Annotated in this window: 19 protein-coding genes; 8 read left to right on the top strand and 11 right to left on the bottom strand. The window is 72.1% G+C overall.

The window, feature by feature from the left end; translation table 11 throughout:
• Positions 1 to 74: 74 nt before the first annotated feature.
• Positions 75 to 3,302 carry a family 78 glycoside hydrolase catalytic domain gene (locus AB0M54_RS28780; protein ID WP_364474680.1) on the bottom strand — a complete coding sequence of 1,076 codons (3,228 nt, stop codon included), beginning with the start codon at positions 3,300 to 3,302 and terminating at the stop codon, positions 75 to 77.
• Between the two features lie 171 nt (positions 3,303 to 3,473).
• Here AB0M54_RS28780 and AB0M54_RS28775 point away from each other — a divergent pair, with 171 nt between their 5' ends.
• Positions 3,474 to 4,694 (top strand): MFS transporter, encoded by a 1,221-nt coding sequence (locus AB0M54_RS28775; RefSeq protein ID WP_364474678.1) that lies wholly within the window; start codon positions 3,474 to 3,476, stop codon positions 4,692 to 4,694.
• A gap of 156 nt (positions 4,695 to 4,850) precedes the next feature.
• Here the strand turns inward: AB0M54_RS28775 and AB0M54_RS28770 are convergent, their stop codons facing one another.
• Complete coding sequence (locus tag AB0M54_RS28770) at positions 4,851 to 4,976, bottom strand: hypothetical protein (RefSeq protein ID WP_364317731.1); 126 nt, start codon at positions 4,974 to 4,976, stop codon at positions 4,851 to 4,853.
• A 182-nt stretch (positions 4,977 to 5,158) separates the two neighbouring features.
• Between AB0M54_RS28770 and AB0M54_RS28765 the strand changes: the two genes are divergently transcribed.
• The 4 genes from AB0M54_RS28765 to AB0M54_RS28750 all read left to right on the top strand — a co-directional run bounded on the left by AB0M54_RS28765 (position 5,159) and on the right by AB0M54_RS28750 (position 9,392).
• Positions 5,159 to 6,712 carry a protein kinase gene (locus AB0M54_RS28765; RefSeq protein WP_364474676.1) on the top strand — a complete coding sequence of 518 codons (1,554 nt, stop codon included), beginning with the start codon at positions 5,159 to 5,161 and terminating at the stop codon, positions 6,710 to 6,712.
• A gap of 96 nt (positions 6,713 to 6,808) precedes the next feature.
• Positions 6,809 to 7,336: an RNA polymerase sigma factor gene (locus AB0M54_RS28760; RefSeq protein ID WP_364474674.1), complete on the top strand. Its 528-nt coding sequence runs from the start codon at positions 6,809 to 6,811 to the stop codon at positions 7,334 to 7,336.
• Positions 7,333 to 8,313, top strand: coding sequence for a hypothetical protein (locus AB0M54_RS28755; RefSeq protein WP_364474672.1), 981 nt, complete (start codon positions 7,333 to 7,335; stop codon positions 8,311 to 8,313). The genes AB0M54_RS28760 and AB0M54_RS28755 overlap by 4 nt, the downstream gene beginning before the upstream one ends.
• Positions 8,310 to 9,392 carry a glycosyltransferase 87 family protein gene (locus AB0M54_RS28750; RefSeq protein ID WP_364474670.1) on the top strand — a complete coding sequence of 361 codons (1,083 nt, stop codon included), beginning with the start codon at positions 8,310 to 8,312 and terminating at the stop codon, positions 9,390 to 9,392. Before AB0M54_RS28755 ends, AB0M54_RS28750 begins: the two co-directional genes overlap by 4 nt.
• Positions 9,393 to 9,468: 76 nt before the next feature.
• Here the strand turns inward: AB0M54_RS28750 and AB0M54_RS28745 are convergent, their stop codons facing one another.
• A complete protein-coding gene (locus AB0M54_RS28745) occupies positions 9,469 to 10,881 on the bottom strand; it encodes a hypothetical protein (RefSeq protein ID WP_364474668.1) in 1,413 nt (470 codons plus the stop codon).
• Positions 10,882 to 10,900: 19 nt separating this feature from the next.
• Positions 10,901 to 11,068 carry a hypothetical protein gene (locus tag AB0M54_RS28740; protein ID WP_364317721.1) on the bottom strand — a complete coding sequence of 56 codons (168 nt, stop codon included), beginning with the start codon at positions 11,066 to 11,068 and terminating at the stop codon, positions 10,901 to 10,903.
• Here AB0M54_RS28740 and AB0M54_RS28735 point away from each other — a divergent pair.
• Positions 11,067 to 11,357: an aldo/keto reductase gene (locus AB0M54_RS28735; RefSeq protein WP_364317719.1), complete on the top strand. Its 291-nt coding sequence runs from the start codon at positions 11,067 to 11,069 to the stop codon at positions 11,355 to 11,357. The two genes, AB0M54_RS28740 and AB0M54_RS28735, sit on opposite strands and share 2 nt — an antisense overlap.
• A 9-nt stretch (positions 11,358 to 11,366) precedes the next feature.
• Here AB0M54_RS28735 and AB0M54_RS28730 read toward each other — a convergent pair whose 3' ends face one another.
• The 6 genes from AB0M54_RS28730 to AB0M54_RS28705 form a co-directional block, all read right to left on the bottom strand.
• Positions 11,367 to 12,794: an MFS transporter gene (locus AB0M54_RS28730; protein ID WP_364317718.1), complete on the bottom strand. Its 1,428-nt coding sequence runs from the start codon at positions 12,792 to 12,794 to the stop codon at positions 11,367 to 11,369.
• Positions 12,795 to 13,117: 323 nt separating this feature from the next.
• On the bottom strand, positions 13,118 to 13,870 hold the full coding sequence (locus AB0M54_RS28725) for an SDR family oxidoreductase (RefSeq protein WP_364474667.1): 753 nt from the start codon (positions 13,868 to 13,870) through the stop codon (positions 13,118 to 13,120).
• Between the two features lie 117 nt (positions 13,871 to 13,987).
• Positions 13,988 to 15,148 (bottom strand): alcohol dehydrogenase catalytic domain-containing protein, encoded by a 1,161-nt coding sequence (locus tag AB0M54_RS28720; RefSeq protein ID WP_364474665.1) that lies wholly within the window; start codon positions 15,146 to 15,148, stop codon positions 13,988 to 13,990.
• A gap of 125 nt (positions 15,149 to 15,273) precedes the next feature.
• Positions 15,274 to 16,263, bottom strand: coding sequence for a LacI family DNA-binding transcriptional regulator (locus tag AB0M54_RS28715; RefSeq protein WP_364474663.1), 990 nt, complete (start codon positions 16,261 to 16,263; stop codon positions 15,274 to 15,276).
• Positions 16,264 to 16,295: 32 nt separating this feature from the next.
• A complete protein-coding gene (locus tag AB0M54_RS28710; protein WP_364474818.1) occupies positions 16,296 to 17,132 on the bottom strand; it encodes a tagatose-bisphosphate aldolase in 837 nt (278 codons plus the stop codon).
• Positions 17,133 to 17,229: 97 nt separating this feature from the next.
• Positions 17,230 to 18,987, bottom strand: coding sequence for an FGGY family carbohydrate kinase (locus AB0M54_RS28705; RefSeq protein WP_364474661.1), 1,758 nt, complete (start codon positions 18,985 to 18,987; stop codon positions 17,230 to 17,232).
• Between the two features lie 77 nt (positions 18,988 to 19,064).
• On the opposite strand from AB0M54_RS28705, the gene AB0M54_RS28700 reads away from it, so the two are divergent.
• The gene (locus AB0M54_RS28700) at positions 19,065 to 19,661 is read left to right on the top strand and encodes an AAA family ATPase (protein ID WP_364474659.1); all 597 of its coding nucleotides are present in this window, start codon (positions 19,065 to 19,067) and stop codon (positions 19,659 to 19,661) included.
• A 24-nt stretch (positions 19,662 to 19,685) separates the two neighbouring features.
• On the opposite strand, the gene AB0M54_RS28695 is transcribed toward AB0M54_RS28700, so the two are convergent.
• Positions 19,686 to 20,423, bottom strand: coding sequence for an SDR family oxidoreductase (locus tag AB0M54_RS28695; RefSeq protein ID WP_364474657.1), 738 nt, complete (start codon positions 20,421 to 20,423; stop codon positions 19,686 to 19,688).
• 110 nt (positions 20,424 to 20,533) lie between these two features.
• Here AB0M54_RS28695 and AB0M54_RS28690 point away from each other — a divergent pair, with 110 nt between their 5' ends.
• Positions 20,534 to 22,036, top strand: a complete 1,503-nt coding sequence (locus tag AB0M54_RS28690) for a hypothetical protein (RefSeq protein WP_364474655.1) — start codon at positions 20,534 to 20,536, stop codon at positions 22,034 to 22,036.
• The last annotated feature ends 133 nt before the right edge of the window (positions 22,037 to 22,169 follow it).

Below are 22,169 nucleotides of genomic sequence, written 5' to 3'. Positions count from 1 at the left end.
CGTCGCCGGCGCCGGCCTCGGCCGACGTCTCCGGGAACTGCTCCGGCCTGGCCGGAGAACGTTCCGGCCGGGCCTCAGTCGCATCGGGTGACGGTGAAGCGCCAGGTGCCGGAGCCCACGGCGTAGCGCGCGACACCGGTGACACCCGGGGCGGGCTCAGCCCCGGCCGGGGCGGTGACGTCGTGGCCGAACGTGGGCACGTCGACCGTGGCGGTGGCGTTGACCGGGACGGTGACGGTCAGGTCGAAGCGGCAGGCGGCGTTGGTCCAGGCCGAGGTCACCGTTCCGCGTACCGTGTCGATCGACGCCGACAGGCGGGCCAGACCGGGCGGCACCTGCGGGGCGACCGCGATCGACGCGTAGCCCGGTGACGCCGGGGTGATGCCCGCGAAGACGGTGTAGAGCGTGGCGTTGACGCCGGCGAACATGGCGTGGTCGTGGGTCTCCATGTTCGATTCGTACGTCCACTGCTCCCACGGCGTGGTGGCGCCCCGGGAGAGCTGGTAGCCGAAACCGGGGTAGGTCGTCGTGCCGAGAACCGTCGCGGCGACGTCGGCGCGACCGGCCCGGGCCAGGGCCTCGATCAGGTACCGGGTACCGAAGATGCCGGTGTCCAGGTGGCCGTGATCGGCGGTCAGGACCGTGTCGGCCAGCCGTGCGCCGACCGCGGCGACCCGGTCCTCGGGCACCATGCCGAAGGCCAGCGGCAGGACGCTGGTGACCTGGCGGCCGCTGCCGTACCCGGTGCCGGACGGGTCGAGGAAGCGGGCGTTGAAGGCGTCCGCGATGTCCTGGGCCAGCCGCCGGAAACGCGCCGCGTCGGCGGTCCGGCCGAGCGCCGCCGCGGCCTTGGCCGTGTCGTCGGCCTGGCGGTAGGACAGGGCGGTGTTCACGATCGCCCGCTCGCTGAAGCACTCGCCGGTCGAAGGGCTGCCCTGCCCGTCGTGCGCGTCCGGGCCGCGCACCGGCGGGCACCAGTCGCCGAAGCCGCGGTCGTCCGGCCAGACCAGATCCGGCCGGGCCGCCGCGTTGGCCTCGACGAACGCCGCCATGGCCGGGTAGGAGCGGGCCAGCAGGGCCTGGTCACCGTACTGCTCGTAGAGCGACCAGGCGAGCGAGACCGAGCCGCCGCCCATGTCGGGCAGCTGGGCGTTGCCGGCGTCGTTCGGCAACGCCGTTCCCGGCGGGAGGTCGAGCAGGTACTTGGCGTAGAACCGTTCCATCCCGAACTCCCGGACCGCGGCGGCGTGATAGGCCTGCACGTCCATCCCGGGCGGGGTTCGCTCGTCCCGCACCGGGGTGTCGGTCGGCAGGCTCATCGAGTTGTTCAGGATCGCCCAGCGGTTGTTCCGCCAGATCCGGTCCAGCAACGGGTCCGAGGTGGCGATCGTCCCGGTCGGCGCGACGTCGGCGTGCACGACGCGGGCCGTCACGCTGTCCGGGCCGAGCGCGCCCGGGAAACCGGTGACCTCGACGTAGCGGAAGCCGTGATAGGTGAAGCGCGGCTCCCAGACCTGCTCGCCCGGGGCGTCGCCGAGGGTGTACGCGTCGGCCGACGCCGCGTTGCGATTGGTCGCCGTGTCGAGCCGGCCGTCCGGGCCGAGTTCTTCGGCCGTACGCATCCGCACCGTCGTGCCGGCCGGCCCGGTGACCCGCAACCGGGGCCACCCGGCGATGTTCTGCCCGAAGTCGAGGACGTGCACACCGGGACGGGGCTCGGTGACACCGGTGGCATGGAGGGTGTCCACCACCCGGATCGGGGGAGCGTCGTCGGCGGCGAGCACCGGGCTGGGCGCCGTCGTGGTCCGCACCGGATGCCAGGCGCGGTCGTCGAAGCCCGGCCGGTCCCAGCCGTCCTGCGCCAGCCGCGCGTCGTAGCTCTCGCCGCCGTACAGGTCGTTGGCCAGGATCGGGCCGTCCGACCACCGCCACGTGTCGTCGGAGGCGACCGTGGCCCGGGTGCCGTCGGCGAACGTGACGGCGAGCAGCGCGATCGCCTGCTTCGGCCCCGGCCATCGGAACCCGTACGGGCTGAACCGCGGGCCGTACCCGTTGCCCAGCCACAGCCCGACGGTGTTGGCGCCCGGCCGGAGCAGCGACGTGACGTCGTAGGTGTCGTAGAGGTTCCGCCGCTCGTACGGCGTGCTCGCCGGGGTCAGCACGCGGTCGCCGACCTTGCCGCCGTTGAGCCGCAGCTCGGCGAAGCCCAGGCCATAGGTGTACGCCCGGGCGCTCGCGATCGGCCGGTCCAGGTCGAACGCCTTGCGCAGCATCGGGGCGTCCGGGTCGGAGGCGAGCAGGGTCGGGTCGCCTCGCGGCTCCAGACGGCCGTCGACCACGGGCGCGCCCGGGAACCGGGGATCCGGGTCGGCCGTGAAGTCGTCGCTGAACAGGGTGCGTCCGCCGAGGTCGCGTACGGTCAGGTGGTCGTACTGGGCGACCTCGGGCACACCCTGGCTGACCGACGACCGGAAGCCGATGGTGCCCGGGCCGGGAAGATCCAGCGGGCGTACGTCGACCTGGACGCCGTCGATCCAGGTGGTGACCGTCCCGCCGTCGGCCCGGATCCGCACGTGATGGGTCGCGCCGACGTTCTCCGGTGTCACGACCGGGCTCAGGTCGACCTCGCCGAGCAGCGCGTACGCCCCCTGGCGCCGGACGTGCGGCCGCAGCATGACCCGGCCCGGGTGGGTCACGGCGTTGATCTGCCACATCGCGTAGGTGTCGGCGCTCGCGGCCCGGAACAGCAGGCTCGCCGCCCCCGACCGGATCGTGACATCGGTGTCCAGCGTGAGGTCCCGCCACGAGTGCGCGTCGCCGACGTCCGGGGTGATCCACCGGGCGCCGGCCCAGCTCGCCGCGTCCAGCAGGCCGGTCTCCCACCATGACACCGGTGACGGCGGCGACGGGCGGCCGTTCACATCCCACGCCTGGACCGTCCAGTAGTACCGGCGCGCGGAGACCAGGTCCGGGCCGCCGTACCGGACGGCCACCGAGTCGGCGCTCGCGACCCGGCCGCTGTCCCAGACGTCGGCGCTCCGCCGGGCCAGCAGCTCGGGCCGGCTGGCGACGAGCACGCGGTACGCGCTCTGCCGGTCACCCTGCCGCCCCGACCGCAGCCGCCAGCTCAGCGCGGGCCGCGGCTCGTCGATGCCCAGCGGCGCCGCGACGTTGCCGGTCCGCAGGTCGTGAACGGTGAGCCCGGCCGCTGGGGCGCCGGCCGCCGAGGCTGCGGCTGCTGGGGCGCCGGCCGGCATCGGGGCGAGCGCGAGGATCAGGGCGAGCGCGAACCGAGCAGGCATGGCGTGCTCCAGCTGTCGGGTTATAACGATTCAATGGGCCCATGTTACGGGCCGGTTACATGTCTGTCGAGATCGGACGCCGCCGGCCCTCCGGCGCGATTTCGCCCACACCTTCTCCGTCGCCGGTCGAGCCATGATCACGATTCCCGGCTGAAGCACTAGGCTCAGGGGATGTCCGAGCACCGCCCCCTTCCGCTGTGGGCGGGACGCGCGGCGGCGCTGCTGGGCATCGTGCTCGTCGCACTCACCCTGCGCCAGGCGGTCGCGGTCATATCGCCGATCCTCGGCGACATCCGGGTGGACATCCCGATCTCGAACATCGGCGTCGGGGTGCTCGGCACGTTGCCGCCGATCCTGTTGGCGGCCTCCGGCTTCATCGCGCCGCGCGTCGCCCGTGGCCTCGGCCTCGACGGCGGCATCGTGCTCGCGCTGCTGCTCATGACCCTCGGCCATCTCGTGCGCGCGTTCGCCCCGGGCTTCGCGGTGCTGCTCGCCGGCAGTGTCGTCGCGCTCACCGGTACGGGGATCGGCAATGTGCTGCTGCCGCCGATCGTGCGGCGCTACTTCCCCGACCGGGTGGCGCTGCTGACCGCCGTCTACGTCTGCATCGTGGGACTGAGCACGGCCGTGCCCGCGGCGGTCGCCGCTCCGGTCGCCGAGCGGATCGGCTGGCGGTTCGCGCTCGGCATCTGGTCGGTGACCACCGTCATCGCGCTCGTACCGTGGCTCATCATCATCGCGCGGGAGCGCCGCCGGCGACTCTCGGCCGCCGTCGCCGTCGAGTCACCACCGCCCGCCCTCGTCACGCGACTGTGGCGGTCGCGCGTGGCCCGGTCGATCACCGTCTTGTTCTCGACCAGCACGATCTGCACCTACGCGGCTTTCGCCTGGCTGCCCGAGATCCTCGGCGACATCGCCGGCTCGACGCCGACCGAGGCCGGTGTGCTGCTCGCCGTCACCGGCCTCATCAGCGTGCCCCTCGCACTCATCGCGCCCTTGCTCGTCGCGCGGCTGCGTAATGTCAGCTGGCTGATCGCCGCCGGTGTTGCCAGCTTCGCGCTCGGCTACCTCGGGCTGCTGCTCGCGCCCGCGACCCTCACCCTGCTCTGGGTGCTGCTCATCGGCTCGGGGTCGATCCTGTTCCCGGTCTGCCTGGTGCTCATCAACATTCGCACCCGGACCCAGGGCGGCACGGTCGCGCTGAGCGGCTTTGCCCAGGGAGTCGCGTACGCGCTCGGCGCGCTCGGTCCGCTGCTCGTCGGACTGCTCCACGACGTGAGCGGCGGGTGGACCCTGCCGCTGCTGTTCCTGCTCGCTGTCATCCTCGTGACGACCATCCCGGCGGTCACGCTGGCCAGGCCCGCGTTCGTCGAGGACGAGCTAGCCAGCTAGACGCCTTACGGTGGCGCCGGCCTATCCGCGCCGGCCCATCCGCGCGGGCCGGGCTGCGACGGTGCCCGCCCTCGTTGCGGCCGGCGCTCGCGCTGGTCATGGGCTGAGCTGGGTTGCCGGGCGCCCGGGCTGCCTGCTCACCCTCGCTGCCGCCCCTCACCCTGGCTGCCCAGCGGCGCCGAACAGGCCGGCAGTCCGGAGGACGCCGCGGCGGCTGAGCCCGGGGCGGTCCAACGCGGAGTCGGGTACGGCCGGGTCGGCCCAGCGGGGCAGCGTGCTCATGGCGTCCGACCGTAGGGGCCGGAACCGAGGCGGTGGTGGCCGTTCGGTGATCAAACGGTGACCGGCTGGACTCTCGTCCCAGGGTGATCCAGGGCAGACTTCCGGGCCCGATGCATCGTCGCGGTCGCGGCGCGCGGTATAACCGGTCGTCACAACTTAACCGGGCAGGGGAGTGGGCTCTGATGAGCGGCGGGCGGCACGTGGATCCTCTGGCCACGTCGGATCCGGAGCGGCTCGGTGAGTACCGGCTGCTCGGACGCCTGGGCGCGGGCGGCATGGGCGTCGTCTTCCTGGCCGAGAACCCCGGCGGCGAGCGGGTCGCGATCAAGCTGGTGCACCCGGGACTGCTCGCCGACCCCGAGGTCCGGGGCCGGTTCCGCAGCGAGGTGGGCCGGGCCCGGCAGGTGCCGGCGAGTTGCACCGCGGCGTTCCTCGACGCCGACCTCGATCATGACCCGCCGTACCTGGTCGTCGAGTACGTCGACGGGCCCAGTCTCGGCGAGGTGGTGACCCGGCAGGGCCCGCTGGCCCCGGAGGCGTTGCGCCCGCTGGCCTTCGGGGTGGCCACCGCCCTGGCCGGCATCCACGGCGCGGGCGTCATCCACCGCGACCTCAAACCGGGCAACGTGCTGCTCGCCGCGGACAGCCCGCGGGTCATCGACTTCGGCATCGCCCGGCCGTTCGAGCTGACCAGCCAGCACACCCGGACCGACATGATGGTCGGCACGGTCGCCTACATGGCGCCCGAGCGCTTCTCCGCCGACCCGGACATCCCGATCACGCCGGCGGCCGACATCTTCGCCTGGGGCTGCCTGGTCGGGTACGCGGCGGCCGGGCGCACGCCGTTCCGCGGCGACTCACCCCAGGCCACGGCCGCGCGCATCATGACCATGCCGCCACGGCTCGACGGGGTGCCGGACGAGCTGCGGGAACCGGTGCTGCGCGCGCTCGACAAGGACCCGGCGAACCGGCCGACCGCCGCCGAGCTGCTCGCCCTGCTGCGGGGCGAGTCACCGGGCCGGCCCCGCCTCGGCGCCGGCCGGCGGGTGATGGCGGCGGCCGCGGTGGTCCTCGTGCTGGCCGCCGGCGCGACCGCGCTGATCCTGGGCCGGTCCGAACCCGATGCGGACGTGGCCGTCCCGGCCGCCGTCGCCCCCGTTCCCACCCTGTCGCCCTCGTCGGCTCCGGTGGTGGCCCCGCCGGTGGGCCGGCCGTCGACCGATCCGGTGTCCTCGCGTACCCCAGCGGCTCAGCTCTCGCCGCCCGCGGCCGGCGGCGTCAAACCCACCCCGGACAACCCCGCCACCACCCAACCCGCCGCTTCGGCGCCGAAGGGGTCGGTCAACACCGCCAGGCGCAACCTCGCGCTCAACCGCCCGGCGTTCGCCTCCAGTGTGGAGAGCGATCACTGGTCGGCCGGCATGGCCGTCGACGGCGACCCGGCCACCCGGTGGAGCAGCGGCTTCGCAGAGCCGGAGTGGTTGAAGGTGGACCTCGGCGCCACCTGGCGAGTCACCGATGTCACGGTGCGGTGGGAAGACGCGAGCGCCGTGTCGTACCGCGTCGAACTCTCCACCGACGGAACCGCATGGACGTCGGTCTACTCCACCACCTCGGGCACGGGCGGTGTCGTGACGGTTCCCGCCGACGGCAAGGCCGCCCGCTACGTGCGGGTCTACTGCCTCAAGCGGTTCCGGGCCTACGGCTTCTCGATCTGGGACGTCGAGGTCCGCTGACGCGCCACCGTCACGCTCGGATAACGGATCGACGGCCGTAGTAACCCGAAGCTCTTCGCCGGACCTAAGCCAGGTGAAGATGCTTGAGGGGGCGCTATGGAGGAGCAGTTCACGGCCATGTTCCGTGAGCACTATCCGCTGGTGCTCGCTTTCGTGTCACGACGGACGGACCAGGCCCGGGCCCACGACGTGGTCGCCGAGGCCTTCACCGTCGCGTGGCGACACTTCGAGCGGCTGCCCGACGAGCCGCTGCCCTGGCTCTACCGGGTGGCGCGGAACTGCCTGGCCAACGCCGTGCGGGCCGACCGGCGGCAGACCCGGGTGGCCGAGAAGATCGCCGGGCACGGCCTCGAACCGGAACCCGACCACGCCCTCTCCGTCATCACCGACACCGGGCTCCGGCAGGCGTTGCACGGCCTGGCGCCGGGCGACCGGGAGGCCCTGCTGCTGGTCGGCTGGGAGGGCCTGGACAACCAGGCCGCGGCCACCGTTCTGGGCTGCTCGGTCGTGGCGTTCAAGGTGCGGCTGCACCGGGCCCGGCGACGGCTGGCCCGGCTGCTGGCCCTTGCTGATTCCTCGCCCGTGGAAGACGTCCCGATGGCCAGGAAGGTGCGATCGGCATGAACGACACCGACGCCATGCGCCGGCTGGCCGCGGCCAACCCGGTGCCCTCGCCGCTGCCGCCGGGGTCGTCACAGGCGCAGTTCTGCCTGCGTACGGTGCTGGCTCAGCCCGTACCCCGAAAAAGCCGGCGGCGCGCTCATCGGCTCATCCCCGCCGCGGCCGCGCTGGTCCTGATCGCCGCCGGCGGCGCCTTCGTCACGATCACCCGCCGAGCGCCCACGCCGCCGCCCCGAGCGACCGTCGCGGCGCCGCCGGCCGTGCTCGCCGCGGCCGCCGACCGGGCCGGACAACCGAGTGGCAAGGGCCAGTTCCTGCACGTCAGGGGCACCTCGGCGCGGGTGATGCACATCGACGACGCGAGCGGCTACAACCTCATCCGGGTCGACGACGTCCGCGGCATGCAGCCGGCCGACGGCCGTCCCGGCGAGGGCTGGCTGATCATCGGCGACGAGGGTTCGAGCGTACGGCCGGTGACCGACCGGGATGCCGCCTCGTGGCGCCGCGACGGGTCGCCCGGGCCCGGGAAGCAGCCCGACACCGTGTCGCCCAACCTGGCCGACGACCCCGAGTTCGACGGCGACGTGGCTTCGCTGCCGGACGCCGCCGAGGTGCCGGTCGCCGACCGGGAGGGCTGGCTGTTCCGCGAGTGCACCCGCCTGCTCGACGTGTTCACCAACACGCTCAGTGGCGCCGACCGGGCCACGCTCTTCCGGACCCTGGCCGGCCTGCACGGGATACGCACGCTCGACGCCGCCACCGATCCGGCGGGACGTCCCGCGACCGGCCTCGCCTACACCGGCGAGACGCCTCGCTACGGCCTCGTCGACTGGCAGATCTACCTGCTCGCCGGCACCGACCAGATCGGTTTCAGCCAGGCGGTCGTACGCCGCCCCGGTCCCGCCAACGCGACCCTCGCCCCCGGAACGGTCCAGTACAGCCTCGCCGTCCTCGACACCCGCCGCAGCCAGACGCCATGAAGCGCGGCGTCGCGGCCACGCTGGCGCTGCTGATCGTCGTCGCCCTGGTCTTCGACCGCCACTACCGGTTCTTCGACATGGCCATCTACCAGGGCGCGGTCCGCTGGTGGCTGGCCGGCGGCGACCTGTACGGCTACCACGCGCCGGTGCGCGGCGCGCTCGGTTTCACGTACCCGCCGTTCGCCGCGATCCTGCTCCTGCCCGCCGCCCTGGTCCCGCTCAAGGTGGCCGGCTGGGTGATCACCGCGTCGAGCCTGCTCGCCCTGGCCGTCACCCTGCGGTCGAAACCCCTCGTGTTCGTGGCGGCCCTGGCCATGGAGCCGGTCCGCCAGACCCTCGGCCTGGGCCAGGTCAACCTGCTGCTCCTGGCCCTGGTCGTGCTCGACCTGACGGTTCTGCCGAAACGCTGGCGAGGCGTCGGCGTCGGGATCGCCACCGCGATCAAGCTGACACCCGGGCTGTTCATCGTCTACCTGCTGGTCACGCGTCAGTGGCGGGCGGCCGGGGTGGCGGTCGCCACGGTCACGACGCTGACCGCGGCGAGTCTTCTGGTGGCACCACGCGAGTCGCTCCGCTACTTCGGCGACCTGATGTGGCACACGGCCCGGGTCGGCGAGGCGGACGCGGTGGCCAATCAGTCGCTGGCCGGTCTGCTCGCGCGCCTCGCCGGCAGCCACACCGCCCCCACCGGCGCCTGGCTGGTGTGCTGCGCGGTCGCCCTGGTTGCCGGGTTGCGCCGGGCGTCGCAGGCCCACGCGTACGGGGAGGAGCTGACCGCCCTGGCCCTCACCGGCCTGACCGCCAACCTGATCACGCCGGTCGCCTGGACCCACCACCTGGTCTTCCTGCCGCCGGCCCTGCTCGTGCTGGCCCGCAGCCGGGACCGCCTCGACGTGGTGGCGGCGGCGCTCTGCTACCTGCTCAGCGTGCTGTCCCCGATCTGGTGGAGCGACCGGGCGTCCGAGACCTTCGTCCTGATGGCGATCTTCCTGGTGTGGCGCCTCCCCGTCGCGCCCCGCCTCCCAGCCGTCGTCGCCGAGAGCGCGCCGTCGGAGCCGATGACCGTGGGTCACCGGTGACATGGGGGCTGGCGCGGCTCGGGGCCGGCTCTGCCGCCGGCTTCCGGTGACATGGTGGCCTGGGCGGCGCCGGTCGTCAGTGGACGCTGCTGCCCAAGGAGCCGGTGTCGAGGCGGCCGCCCGGGTGGGCGGTGAAGTTCCAGCGGTCCTGGCCGGTTCCGCCGAGCACGATCACCACCCACGCGGCCTCGGGGTGGTCGGCCAAGTAGCGCGCCCGGCCCAGGTCGCGGCCCTCGGGGGCGGTGCCGAGGATCAGCACGCCCGGCGCGCCGGTGGCGGCCGCGGCGGCGGTGTCCAGGGCGGCGGGGATGCCGTCGAGCACGGTCAGTTGCTCGCCCTTGATGTTCACCCGCAAGTCACCGGTGACAACCTGGACGCGATCGGACCATGGGCTGCTGACCAACTCCTCGGCCCACGCCGCGACGACCTCGCGGGCCGCCTCGGCGTCGCCGGTGACACCGATGACACCGCCGCTGCGGCCCAGGTCGATCAGCTCGCGGGTGCCGTCGGTGGTGCCCAGTGTGACCAGCCGCGGGCAGGGGCTGGCGACGTCGCCGGCGGCGGGCTGGGCCTGAAGGTCGCTCAGCGACGCGATCCAGGAGCGGCCGTCGCCGCCGGATTTCCACGGCGCCACCGCCGAGGTGTCCGGGGTCGCCAGCCGGAGCGCGATCCGGTTCTCGTCGAGCGTCACGCCCAGGATCGCGGGCGTAGGGCGACCGGTCCCCTGAGCCGAGGTGACCAGCCCACGCAGGGCGCGGTCGAGGATCCAGTCGGTGGCGGCGTGCAGGGTGCGCATCGGCGACGTCGGGTGGTCGAACGACGGCGGCTTCGGAGCGGGCTTGCGGCGACGTAGCAGCACCACGGCGACGGCCGCGCCAACGATGAGGACGCCGGCGATGAGTAGGGCGATGACCCAGGCGGGAGTTCCGGCGTCGGACGACGGCGACCCCGGAGTCGCCGCAGCGGGAGCGGGCGGCGCAGTGGACGGTGGCGCACTCGACGCGACCGGCAGCGGGCCGGTCTGCACACCGTCGCCCTCGGCATCGGGCGGAAGCAGCAGGATCCAGCCCGCCTCGATCTCCTCCGGGTTCTCCAGCGCCATGCCGTCCGGCTGAACCCGGCCCTTGTTCAGCGCGAAGATCTCGGTGAACCGGTCGCCGTCCCCGAGGAAGCGATCGGCGATCTCATACAGATACTCGTGCTCGCCCTGCCACTCCTCCCGAACCTGATACCACTTCGGGTCGGCGCGCCGAGCGAGAGCGTCGCGCTCGACGGAGGGCCCACGCTCGGCGAAGAAGGCACGCTCCGCGACAGGGCCGCGCTCGGCGGGAAAGACACGCCCCGCGAGAGGGCCGCGCTCGGCGGGAAAGGCACGCTCGGCGGGAGGGGTGGCGCGCTGGGCGGGCTGGGTGAATGCCGGCGTCGCCGGGAACGCGACCAGCAGGGCTGCCCCGAGGAGGGCGGCCCTGCCGAGGAGACGGGGAGTCATGATCTTCAGTATGACCCACTCAGCAGCCCGGGGCGGTGGGCTCCAGTCTCGTGTAGACGGTGATGCCGAGGGCTCCGGTGTCGAGGCGGCCGTCGGGGTGGGCGGTGAAGCGCCAGCGGTCCTGGCCCAGCACGACCACGACCAAGGCGCCGTCGGGGCGGTTGACCAGGCTCTGCAGGCGTTCCATGTCCTTCACCGGCGAGAACTTCCGCCGCAACCTCGCCATCGTCGACGAGGTCACCGCCATCGGCGCCGAGATCGGCGCCACCCCGGCGCAGACCGCGCTCGCCTGGATCCTCACCCGTGGCGACGACATCGCCCCCATCCCCGGCACCCGCCGGGTGGCCCGGGTCGAGGAGAACACCGCCGCGGACGCCCTCGAACTCACCGCCGCGCAACTCGCCCGCCTCGACGCGCTGCGACCGGCGGCCGGAGCCCGCCACGACGACGCCAACATGGCCGGGATCGACCGGTAGCGGACTGATTCACCGCGGGACGGCCTCGGCCGGCTGGTCGTGGGTGACGTCGTCGGCCGAGCGGGGGATCAGGGCGGACAGGGCGATCATCACCACCACCACGATCAGCATGGCGATGAAGATGCGGTGGACGGCGACGGTCAGGCGGGCCGGGTCGACCGCGGACGAGCCGATCACCGCGTTGGCCATCGCGCCGAAGACCGCGGCTCCGACGGCGCTGCCCAGCGACCTGAGGAAGATGTTGTTGGCGGTCACCACGCCGCGGTCGGCCCAGCCCACGCTCGACTGGGCGGCGATCAGCGTCGGGGCCGCCGTCAGGCCCATGCCGAGGCCGATGACCAGGCAGAAGGCGGCCACCTGGAGGATCGATGAATTGTCGCCGAGCAGGAGCAACAGGATGATGCCCACGGTGGCCACGGCCGTGCCGATCAGGGCGGTCGCCCGGAAACCGACGCGCAGGTAGATCTTGCCGGCCTGGCTGGCGGTGATCGGCCAGCCGATGGTGAGGGCGCCGAGGGCGAGGCCGGCCACCAGCGGGCCGGTGCCCAGCACGTCCTGGGCGTACGTCGGGATGTAGGAACTCAGGCCGATCAGGATGGCGCCGACGCCGACCGAGATCAGGCCGCTCGTCACCAGGAGCCGGCGGCGGAACACCCAGAGCGGCAGCACCGGCGACTCGGCGGTCCGCTCGACGAGACCGAAGACGACCAGCAGCGCCGAGCCGACGCCGAGCACGCCGAGGCTGATCGGAGAGGTCCACGCCCAGGCCTGGCCGCCTTCGAGGATGCCGAGGATCACCAGGACCAGGCCGGCCGTGAGCAGGGCGGCGCCGCGGTAGTCGACGACCTGCCGGCGGCGCTCGACCCGCTCCTGGAAGCCGCGCACGATCATCGCGCCGGCCAGCAGGCAGAGCGGGATGTTGACGAAGAAGATCCAGCGCCACGACAGCCATTCGGCGAACACCCCGCCCAGCGTCGGCCCGACCACCGACGCCACCGCCCAGACGCTGGCGACGTACCCCTGCACCTTGGACCGTTCGCGGACCGAGTAGAGGTCGCCGATGATGGTGATCGTGGTCGGCAAGATCGCCCCGGCGCCGAGGCCCTGCACGACCCGGAAGATGATCAGCGGCCACATGCTCCAGGCCACGCCGCACAGGATCGAGCCGAGCAGGAACAGCCCGATGCCCCACAGGATCACCGGCTTGCGCCCGAACAGGTCGTTGAGCTTGCCGTAGATCGGCACCGACACGGCCTGGGCCAGCAGGTAGATGGAGAACAGCCAGGGAAACTCGGTGAAGCCGCCGATGTCCTTCACGATCGACGGCACCGCGGTCGCGATGATCGTCGCGTCGATCGCGACCAGGCCGGTGCAGAGCATCATCGCGGCCAGCACCGGCCCACGTTCCGAGCGCAGCCCCACATTGTTGTCCGTCACCAACCTGGCCTACCCCAGGACCAGCGCGAACGCCGAACGAGCGCAGCCAGAAGAGGGCGATATCACAATCAAGATCAAGTTCCGGTCGTAGCGGGGTGGTGGGTGCAGACCGCTGCTCCCGCCGAGGGTCGCTCCGCTCCACCTGCGTGAGCGGTTGCGCTCCGGCCGCTGACGCGGCCGGAATGGCGAGCCGAGCCCGGCCCACCACCTGAAGCGCGGCAGCTGCATCTGTCGGTGCGTTCGGCCGCTCACCCCGACCTCGACCTGCATCTGCCGCTGCGATAACCGGCTCGTGTCGAGACGGCCGACGGCGTGGCCCACACCTAGCGGGCCGTGTAGCCCCCGTCGATCGGCAGCGAGACGCCGGTGATCATGGAGGCGGCGTCGCTGAGGAGGAAGACGATCGGGGCGGCGATCTCCGCCTCGGTGGCGTAGCGGCCCAGCGGCATCGCCTCGAGGAACGGGCCCTGGATCTCGTCGCGGCCCCAGTAGAAGGCCGACATCGGGGTCATGACCACGGTCGGGTTGACGCTGTTGACCCGGATGTTGTGGCGGCCCAGTTCGAGCGCGGACACCCGGGTGATGCTGTCCAGGGCGGCCTTCGACGCGGCGTACGAGACGTGGCCGTAGAGGGCGACCAGCGCGGCCTGGCTCGACACGTTGACGATCGACCCGCCCCGGCCGGCGGCGATCATGCTCTGCGCGGCGTACTTCGTGACCAGCAGCGCGCCCCGGGTGTTGACCGCGATCACCTCGTCGAAGACCTTGATGTCGGTCTCCTGGGGGGTGGCGATCTCGCCGCCGAACCCGGCGCAGTTGACCACGCCGGACAGTGGCAGGCCGGCCAGGGCGTCCCGGACGGCGTCCTCGGAGTGCAGGTCGAAGGGCAGCCCGCGGACACCCGTCTCGGCGACGATCGGCGCCAGGTTCTCCTCGCTGGTGCCGGCCGCGATGACGTCGGCGCCGTGCTGGAGCAGCAGCCGGACCGTGGCGCCGCCGATGCCGCCGGAGGCGCCGGTGACCAGGATGGTGCGGTTGGTGAAGTCGAACATCGGTGTCCCGTTCCTAGTAGCCATGCTGCCTATTTCACCGCGCCCATGGACTGACCACGGACCAGTTTGTTCTGGGCCACCCATCCGGCGATCAGGGCGGGGAGTGGTCGGCGTTCCCGTCCGCTGGTCGGTGTCTCCGGTTCAGTGGTCGGCGGTGACGACGACCTTGACGTGCTCGCCGGAACTGGCGGCGGCGAAGGCCTCGTCGACCTTCGCTAGCGGATAGCGGGCGGTGATGATGTCCGCCGGGTCCACGACCCCGGCGGCGAGCATGCTGATGGCCTGCTCGATGTCGTCGCGCGTGTAGGTGGCGCTGCCCTGCACGCGTACCTGAAGGTCCTGGATCTCGGGCAGGGGAACGGTGACCGGCGCCGCCGGGACGCCGACGACGACCACGGTGCCGCCCTTGACCGCGATGGCGATGGCCTGGTCGACCGAGCTCTGCACGGAGACGCAGTCGAACACGATGTCGGCGCTGGTGCCCAGATCGTCGCGGATGGCGTCCACCATGCCCGGGTCGGCGCCGTCGTGCACCGAGTCGGCGCCGAGCCGGGCGGCCCGGTCGCGCTTGGCGGGGGACAGGTCGCTGACCGCGATCCGGGCGGCGCCGGCGTGGCGCGCCGCGATCAGGGTGAGCAGTCCGATGGTGCCGGCGCCGAGGATCGCCACGGTCTGGCCGGCCAGCTCGCCGCCTCTGTCTCCGCTGTTTCCGGTGCCGCTGCTGTCCCGGGCGCTGTCTGCGGTGGCGCTGCTTCCGGCTGCGTTGTTTCCCGCGGCGTTGTTCCCAGCGGTGCTGTTCCCGATGGCGCCGCTTCTGGCAGTGCTGCTTCCGGCGGCCAGCCGGACGGCGTGCACGGGGGTGGACAGCGGCTCGACGAGGACGGCGAGGTCGTCGCTCAGCTCGTCGGGGATCGGAACGGCGCGGTCCTCGGGGATCGCGAACCACTCCGCGAGGCCGCCGCCCGGCGCCGTGCAGCCGAAGAACGTCATGGTGGCGCAGAGGTTGTAGCGGCCGTCCCGGCAGTACTTGCAGGTGCCGCAGGCCAGGATCGGCTCGATGACCACGCGGGTGCCGGGCACGAGGCGGCTGCCGTCGCGGCTGGACTCGACCGTCCCGTAGATCTCGTGGCCCGGGCGGTAGGGGAGGGGCACGAACGGGTGCCGGCCGTGGAACGCGTGCACATCGGAGCCGCAGATCCCGACCAGGCGCGCACGCACCACGACCTCGCCGTCCGCCGGGGTCGGGGTGTCCGCGTGCTGGAGTTCGACGACGCCCGGGGAGGTGACGACTGCCTGGCGCATCACGACCTCCTGGTTAACTCGCTTGAAACGCACAGTAGGTCATGTCACCGGTGTTTGCCACCGGTGTCATGCCTGAAAATCACAGACCATGTCATCGGTGACATGAGAGGACGGCCGAGTCCGGCTCAGGAGCGCGCGGCGACCTTGCAGGACTCACGCTCGATCAGCGTGACGTCCAGGATGTTGGTCTTCCGCAGCCGCCGCTTCGGGTGGTCCACCCGGTCGAAGACGCGCTGGGCGGCCAGCCGGCCGATCTCGTTCGGGTCCTGGTCGATGACGGTCAGCGCGGGACGCACCACGTCGGCCATCGGGAAGTCGCCGAAGCCGACGACGGCGAGTTGGTCGGCCGGCAGCGCGTGCAGCAGCATCATCGAGCAGCGGGCGTTCGACGAGAACACCGCGGTCGGCCGCCATGGGTGATCGAGGAGCCGGGTCACCGCGTCCTCGGTGCTGGCGCGGTTGTCGACGTACGCCTTGATCAGACCGTCGTCCTTCTCGATGCCGGCCTCGTCGATCGCGCGCCAGTAGCCGGCCAGCCGGTTGAGCTCGGTCGACAACCTGAGGTCGCCACCGACGTAGGCGATCCGCCGGTGCCCGTGCTCGATCAGGTGCCTGGTGGCCTGGTAGCCGCCGACCTCGTCGTTGTCGGTGAACGTGTCGGCGGACAGCCCGACCGGCGCCCGGTCGACGAAGACCAGCGGCGTGCTGTCCTGCCAGCGCTTGAGCCACGAGTGGTCGATGCTGATCGGGGCGACGACCAGGCCGGCCAGCCGCCGGCTCAGCAGCGATTCGAGGATGTCGCGTTCACGTCCCGGCTCGTCACCCAGATTGGTGAGCAGGGTGGCCACGCCGCGCGACCGGGCCAGGTCGTCGACGGCCCGGGCGATCGCCGCGAAGAACGGGTCGACCACATCCGGGACGGCCACCCCGATCGCCGACGACCGCCCGTTGCGGAAGGTGGTCGCCAGCACGTTCGGCACGTAGTTGAGATCGCGCATGATCTGCTCCACGTGCAGCCGCGTCTCGGGCAGCACGTGGGGGTCGTCGTTGAACACCCGGGACACGGTCTTCGCGCTCACGCCCGCGCGGGCGGCAACATCGCGCATCGTCGCCATGGGGTCACCTCCGCGGTCCAGGGTTCGCTTGATCAGCGCCCCGGCAGCATACCGTCCACGACCTCACGCAGTTCGGACAGACGCGGCTGAGCCCGCTTGGTCAGGTATTCCTCACGCAGGTCGGCCGACACCGAGAGGCTGTCCTTCCACAGCGACCGCCCCGCCATCGCCCCGCCCGCACCGTTGGCCATGGCCGTACCCACCTGCCCGAGGAATGTCGAGTGGTCGACACCCGCCGACAGCACCGCCCAGGGCGCGCCATCCGCCGCCGCGGTGACCGCAACGCAGCCCTCGGCCGAACCCGGGTACTGCAACTTCAACACCTTCGCGCCGCACTCGACGGCCAGCTTCGCCCCACCGGCGACCAGCCCCGGGAACGCGTCGGCGTACTCCTCTTCCGTTTCTCCCTCCACCCGATAGGTGAGGATCTCCACGATCAGCAGCAGCCCCTCCTCGGAGCAGGCGCTGATCAGCTCCCGCATCTCCCGCGCCACCCGAGACGCGGCGTCCTGCTTGTCCGGCCGCACGTACCACAACATCTTGCCGACATCACCGCCCAGCTCACGCGCCCGCTTAGGCGTAACACCTTCGACAAACTTCGTGTATCGCAGCCCGTCCACATTCTCGTAGCCGGACGCGTCCAGCCCCACCACGAGCGCGGTGTCCCGCGCCAGCACGCCGTCGTCAACCACGGCCGGCAGCGCCACCTCCGGGTCAAGCAGAATCGCCGGCGCGTAGTTGCCGAGGTGACGGACAAGGTCGGCCTTGGCCGCAGCCAGCTCATCCTTGCTGATCGAGCCGGGCCCGTCCGGCGCGTCAGTCATCGCCGCCTTCATACCGTTGCGCTGATCCGCCGCCACAATCAACATGCGGCCGGCCGGCGTGGAGATCGCGGCAAGGCCACGACGCTCAATGGTGTTCACGGTGCGCTTCCAATCTTCGGGGGGTACGCGGTCATCCCGCGCGCTACGCCCTCGTCGGGCGTGTGTGGCGGTGAGCGGCGGCGCTCTGTCTTGCGAGCGTGGTGGCCTCCGCGGGTGTGATGTCGCGGTGTGCGGTGGCGCTGCGCTTTTTGGGCGTGGTGGTTTCGTCGGGTGCGGTGTCGCGGCGTGCGGGGGTGGCGGTGTGGTTCGTGGGCTCGTCGCGTGTGGTGTCGCCGTGAGCGGGGATCGCCCCGCGATCTGTGGTCGGGTGATCTGATGATGTGGGGTCGTGGTCAGCGGGAGTCGCGCTCGTTGCCGACGCGGCTCTCAGGAGGCGGGCGGCGGCTCGCGTGGCGCCGTAGGCGGTCTCCTGCTCGCGGCCGGACACCGACAAGGCCGGGAGGACACGCGACCGCGCGCGCCGCACCGCGGCCATTCCCGCCCAGCCGCCGGTGAGCGTCGCGGAGATGGCCGGCGGCAGTTCACGATCCATGGCCCGGATCAGCTCGGCAATCTCGTCATTGCTGTGCCGCAGCACGGCGCCGAACACCTCCGCCGGGGTCGCGCCGTCACCGCGAACGGTCAGCTTGAGCACCCCGTCGTCATTGCGTGCGCCGGACACCTCGATCGCACCGACCGGCACCGCTCCCTCGAACGGCAGCGCCATGACACCGGTGTCGAGCACGTCGCGCCCGGCCCGGTCGGTGATGCCCGCGGTCTGCAGGGCTCGACGCAGCAGCAGCCCACTCTTCACCCCGGCAACGAGGACATGCTTCCCCGGCACCACATGCCGGACCTCGTTGATCAGATGATCCGCAAGCCGTCCCCGCGCCTCGAACCCGAGCGGCGCGTCGATCACCCGAAGCAACACCTCGGCCGTGCCCATCGACACGTGATAGTGATCAGGCGGCAACCCGCCACCCGCCTCGGCCGCCACGAGGTGGTCATGCCCGGCAACCGTGATGAGCGCGCCGGCCATGTTCGCCGGAACGGCGATCCGACTCGCCGCGTCGCTCGCCGCGATCGCTTTGCCAGTCCCGCCTTCCGCGCTCTCCGCGCCGCCAGTCCAGCTTTCCGCGCCGCGAGTCCAGCTTCTCGCGCTCACCGCGCCGGTCGCGCCGCCTGCTGCCTCCGCCGTGCCACCCACTGCGCTCGTCGTGTCGCCAGTCGCGTCGCTGGCTGCGAGGCCCCAGAGGGTTCCGGCGTCCAGCAGTGGGGGCAGGAAGGTTTCGTCGACGCCCAGGGCGTGCAGCATTGCTGGCCACTGGCGGCCGGTGTCCTGGTCGATCAGGCCGGTGCGGGAGATGAGGGAGTGCTCGACGGCGGCGCGGGCGCCCAGGGCCATGGCTACGAACTCGGGGAGGTTGAGCCAGCGCAGGCCGGACAGTTGCACGCCCTGGTCGCGCAGGTAGGCCAGCTTGGCCGCGCTCACCTGCGCGCCCAGCGGCAGGCCGGTGCGGCCCGTGAACTCGGATCGGACGCCGGGTGGGAAGGCGGCCGCCTGCTCGGCGCCGCGCGGGTCGAACCAGGCGTACCCGGGGGTGACGGCCCGGCCCGTGGCGTCGATCAGCATGCCGGTCTCGCCCATGCCCGCGATCGCGATGGCCTCGATCTTCTCGGTCGTACGGGTCAGCAACTCCTGGACGCAGAAGAGGAGGTCGGTCGCGTCCAGCTCGGTGGTGCCGCCGGGGCCGGGGCGCCATGGCGTCGGCACCTGCTCGGCGGCCAGTTCGACGCCGTCGAGGTCGGTGACGAGCAGCTTGATGCCGGTGCTGCCGAGATCGATGCCCGCGACCGCCACTGAAGGTCTCCTGCCCGGAGGAATGTGTTCATGTCACCGGTGACTTGATCGACCATGTCACCGGTAACATGGTCCTCATGATGTGGCGCTCCGAGACACGTTGTCAACCGGCCGAGGCGGTGGTCGTGGCCGTCGCGGGCGTGGCCGGAAGCGGCAAGTCGACGCTTGGCCGTGCGCTGGCCACGGCCTTGGAAGCGCCGCTGCTGGACCTCGACTCGATGACGAATCCGCTGCTCGACGCGCTGCCGGCCGAGGCCCTCGGCGGCCACTGGCTCGCCTCGCCACACAGTGCGGTGATCCGCGACGGCCGCTATGCCGCGCTCCGGGCAGTGGCGCGCGACACGGTGGCGACGGCTCGCCGGGCCGTGCTGGTCGCCCCGTTCACCGAGGAACTCCGCGGCGGCCCGGCCTGGGAGAGGCTGGTGGACGCGACCGGCGTGCTGGCGATGGTCTATCTGACCGGCGACGACGACCTCTTCGCCGCGCGCCGGGACGGCCGCGCCGAGAGCCGCGACCAGCACCGCGTCCCCGCGCCGCCGTCATCCCCCGACATACCGGTGATCCCGATCGACGCCGAGCTGACCACGGATCAGCAGCTGCTCCGCGTGCTGGCCGCGCTCGGCTGCCGCTCGACGATCGAGCCGTCAAACCGGACGACTGGCGCGGCTGGCTAACTACCCGCAAGGTCGGCCGGAGGCTCACTGGGTGGCGAGCCACTCCCGGTAGGTGGTCTTGACGATCACGGTGTCGTCCTTGGCGATGAGCGCGTCGCCCTTGGCGGCGGCGAACATGCCGGCCGTGTCATCGGTGACAACCGTGCGGTGGTCGCCGGCTGCGGCCAGTGCGATCCGCCCGAGTTCGTCGAGCGCGAAGACCTCCGGCCCGGCGTAGCTGCGCGTCCCGTTCAGCGGCGCGCCCATGCACGCGTCGGCGACCGCCTGCGCCACCTCGGCCGAGGCCATCGGCTGCACCAGCGTGGCGGGCAGCCGCACCGTGGTTTCGTCCGAGGTCCACGACAGCACCGCCTTCATGAACTCGAAGAACTGCGTCACCCGGACCACCGAGTACGGCACCGGCCCGCCCTTGAGCAGATCTTCCTGCAGCACCTTGGCCCGGTAGTAGTCGAGCGCCGGCACCTGCTCGGCCCCGGTGATCGACAGCACGACCGCGTGGCCCACGCCGGCTGTGGCGGCGGCCGCCAGCATGGTGGTCATGCTGGTCCGGAACCAGTCGATGGACGCGTCGTCGAAGGTCGGTGAGTTGGTCAGGTTGACCACCACGTCGGCGCCGGTCAGTGCCTCGGCCAGGCCCGCGCCGGTGATCAGGTCGAGCCCGGTGGATGGTGAGTGCGGCACTGCCTCGTGCCCGTTCGTGTTCAGGATCTGCACGACCTGCGACCCGATGAGCCCGGTGCCACCGAGGACGGCGATCTTCATAATTGAAGCCTTTCTGGCGAGGTGGAGGTGCGTTCGCCAGCTATGACCGGGCAGTCCCACGATCTGTGACAGCCGCGAGCGGAAATCTTCCCGGCGCAGAAACGGGCGCGTTGCACGAACAGCAGCTGTCGTCGGCGTCGAGCCGGACGGCGTCCGCGGTGAACGCGCCGCTCTGCAGCCGGAGCCGCCGGCAGCGCTCGTACGCCAACCGCGCCGGGGCCTCACCGGTGTCACTGGCGTTCCCGTCGTCCGGCGGCTGGGATCGGCCCGCCACCGCCACGGTCCCGCTGCACCTCAATGCCGGCCCGAACACGATCGAGATCGACAGCAGCACCCCGGTCTACTCGCCGGACCTCGACGCCATCGAAGTGCCCCGCTGGCCGGGCCACCACGGTGAGATCGAGCAGGGTGCGTCCACGGCCCCGTGGTGGACGGACCCTGCTTCACTCGGAGCCATGCCCTCATCGGACGGTGCGTACGACGAACTGCTCGCCGCGGTCCAGGCCCGGGTCAACCGCTACGCGAACAGCGGCGACGCCGAGGACGTGCTCGATCCGGCCGGGGTTCGTGACGCCGAGGTGCTGCTGGGCTCCGAACGGGCGGCGACGAACGAGGTGAGGCACGCGGTGGGGCTGCTGTTCTATGCCCGGCACGCCGTGCTGGCGGCCGTGGACGGCGAGGAGGACATGGACCGCGCCCAGCCGCTGCTGGAGCCGATCATGGATCAGATCCCCGATCTCGTCGAGCAGATCGGAGTGCTGGGCCGGCGGCCGTCCCAGCCGGTCCGGCTCAACCCCAAGACGGCCCCCGCCATCGCTTATGGCAGCCGGCCGCTCGGCGAGATCGACACCGTCATCGCGGTCACCCGGCACGCCATCCTCGCCGCCGACGATCAGACCGACATCGTGCCGCTGCGGATGAACCAGGCCGAGGCGCATCAGTTGCGGTTCACCCGGACCGGGGAGGTCGCCGACCTGGACGACGCCATCGCCATCGTCCGGTCGGTGGTGGCCGACGCCGCGACCAGCAACCGGCTCACCACGCTCGGCACGTTTCTCCAGCTCCGGTTCGCCGCCGCCGGTGACACCGGTGACGCGGAGGACTCGATCGCGGTGATGCGCGAGGCTCTGGACACGGCCGCGGAGGACGACGAGGACCGGCCCATGTACCTGTCCAACCTGGGCCGGGCCCACCTGACCCGCTACGTGTACGTCTCGCAGGATCCGGCCGACCTCGACCGGGCGCTCTCGCTGATCCGGTGGGCCGTCGCCGCCACCCCGGAGGGGGAGTTGGGCCGCGACACCCGTCTGCACGCGCTGAGCCAGGCCTACCGGATGAGCTTCGCCCGTTCGAACGACCCGGCGGACCTGGAGGCGGCCCTGCGAGCGATCCACGAGACGGTCGAGGCGACCATCCCGGAGCACCCGGACCGCGCCGAACGGATCCTCGACCTGGGCGTCACCCACCTGGCCCGCCACCAGCAGTCCGGCAACCGTCAGGACGCCGCGGTGGTCAAGGACGCCGCCAAGCAGGTCATGCGGGCCGTCCCCAAGGACCATCCCCTGTACGCGGCCGCCCGCGACATGCTCGACCTCCTCCGCCGCCGCGGCTGATCCCGCCCGGTTCGGCGAACAAGCGCTGCCCCCGGTCTGGGCGCGTTCTGCGGCACTGTGGTGTCCACCCGTCCGCGTCGCCCACCGTTCACAATCGACTGTCTCGCACCGCGGCGGATTCTCCCGGCCCACC

This window comes from Actinoplanes sp. NPDC051470 (assembly GCF_040682035.1).
Taxonomy (GTDB): Bacteria; Actinomycetota; Actinomycetes; order Mycobacteriales; family Micromonosporaceae; genus Actinoplanes.
Note: the sequence above shows the minus strand (reverse complement) of the source record. Positions and strands in the feature narration are given on the sequence as shown.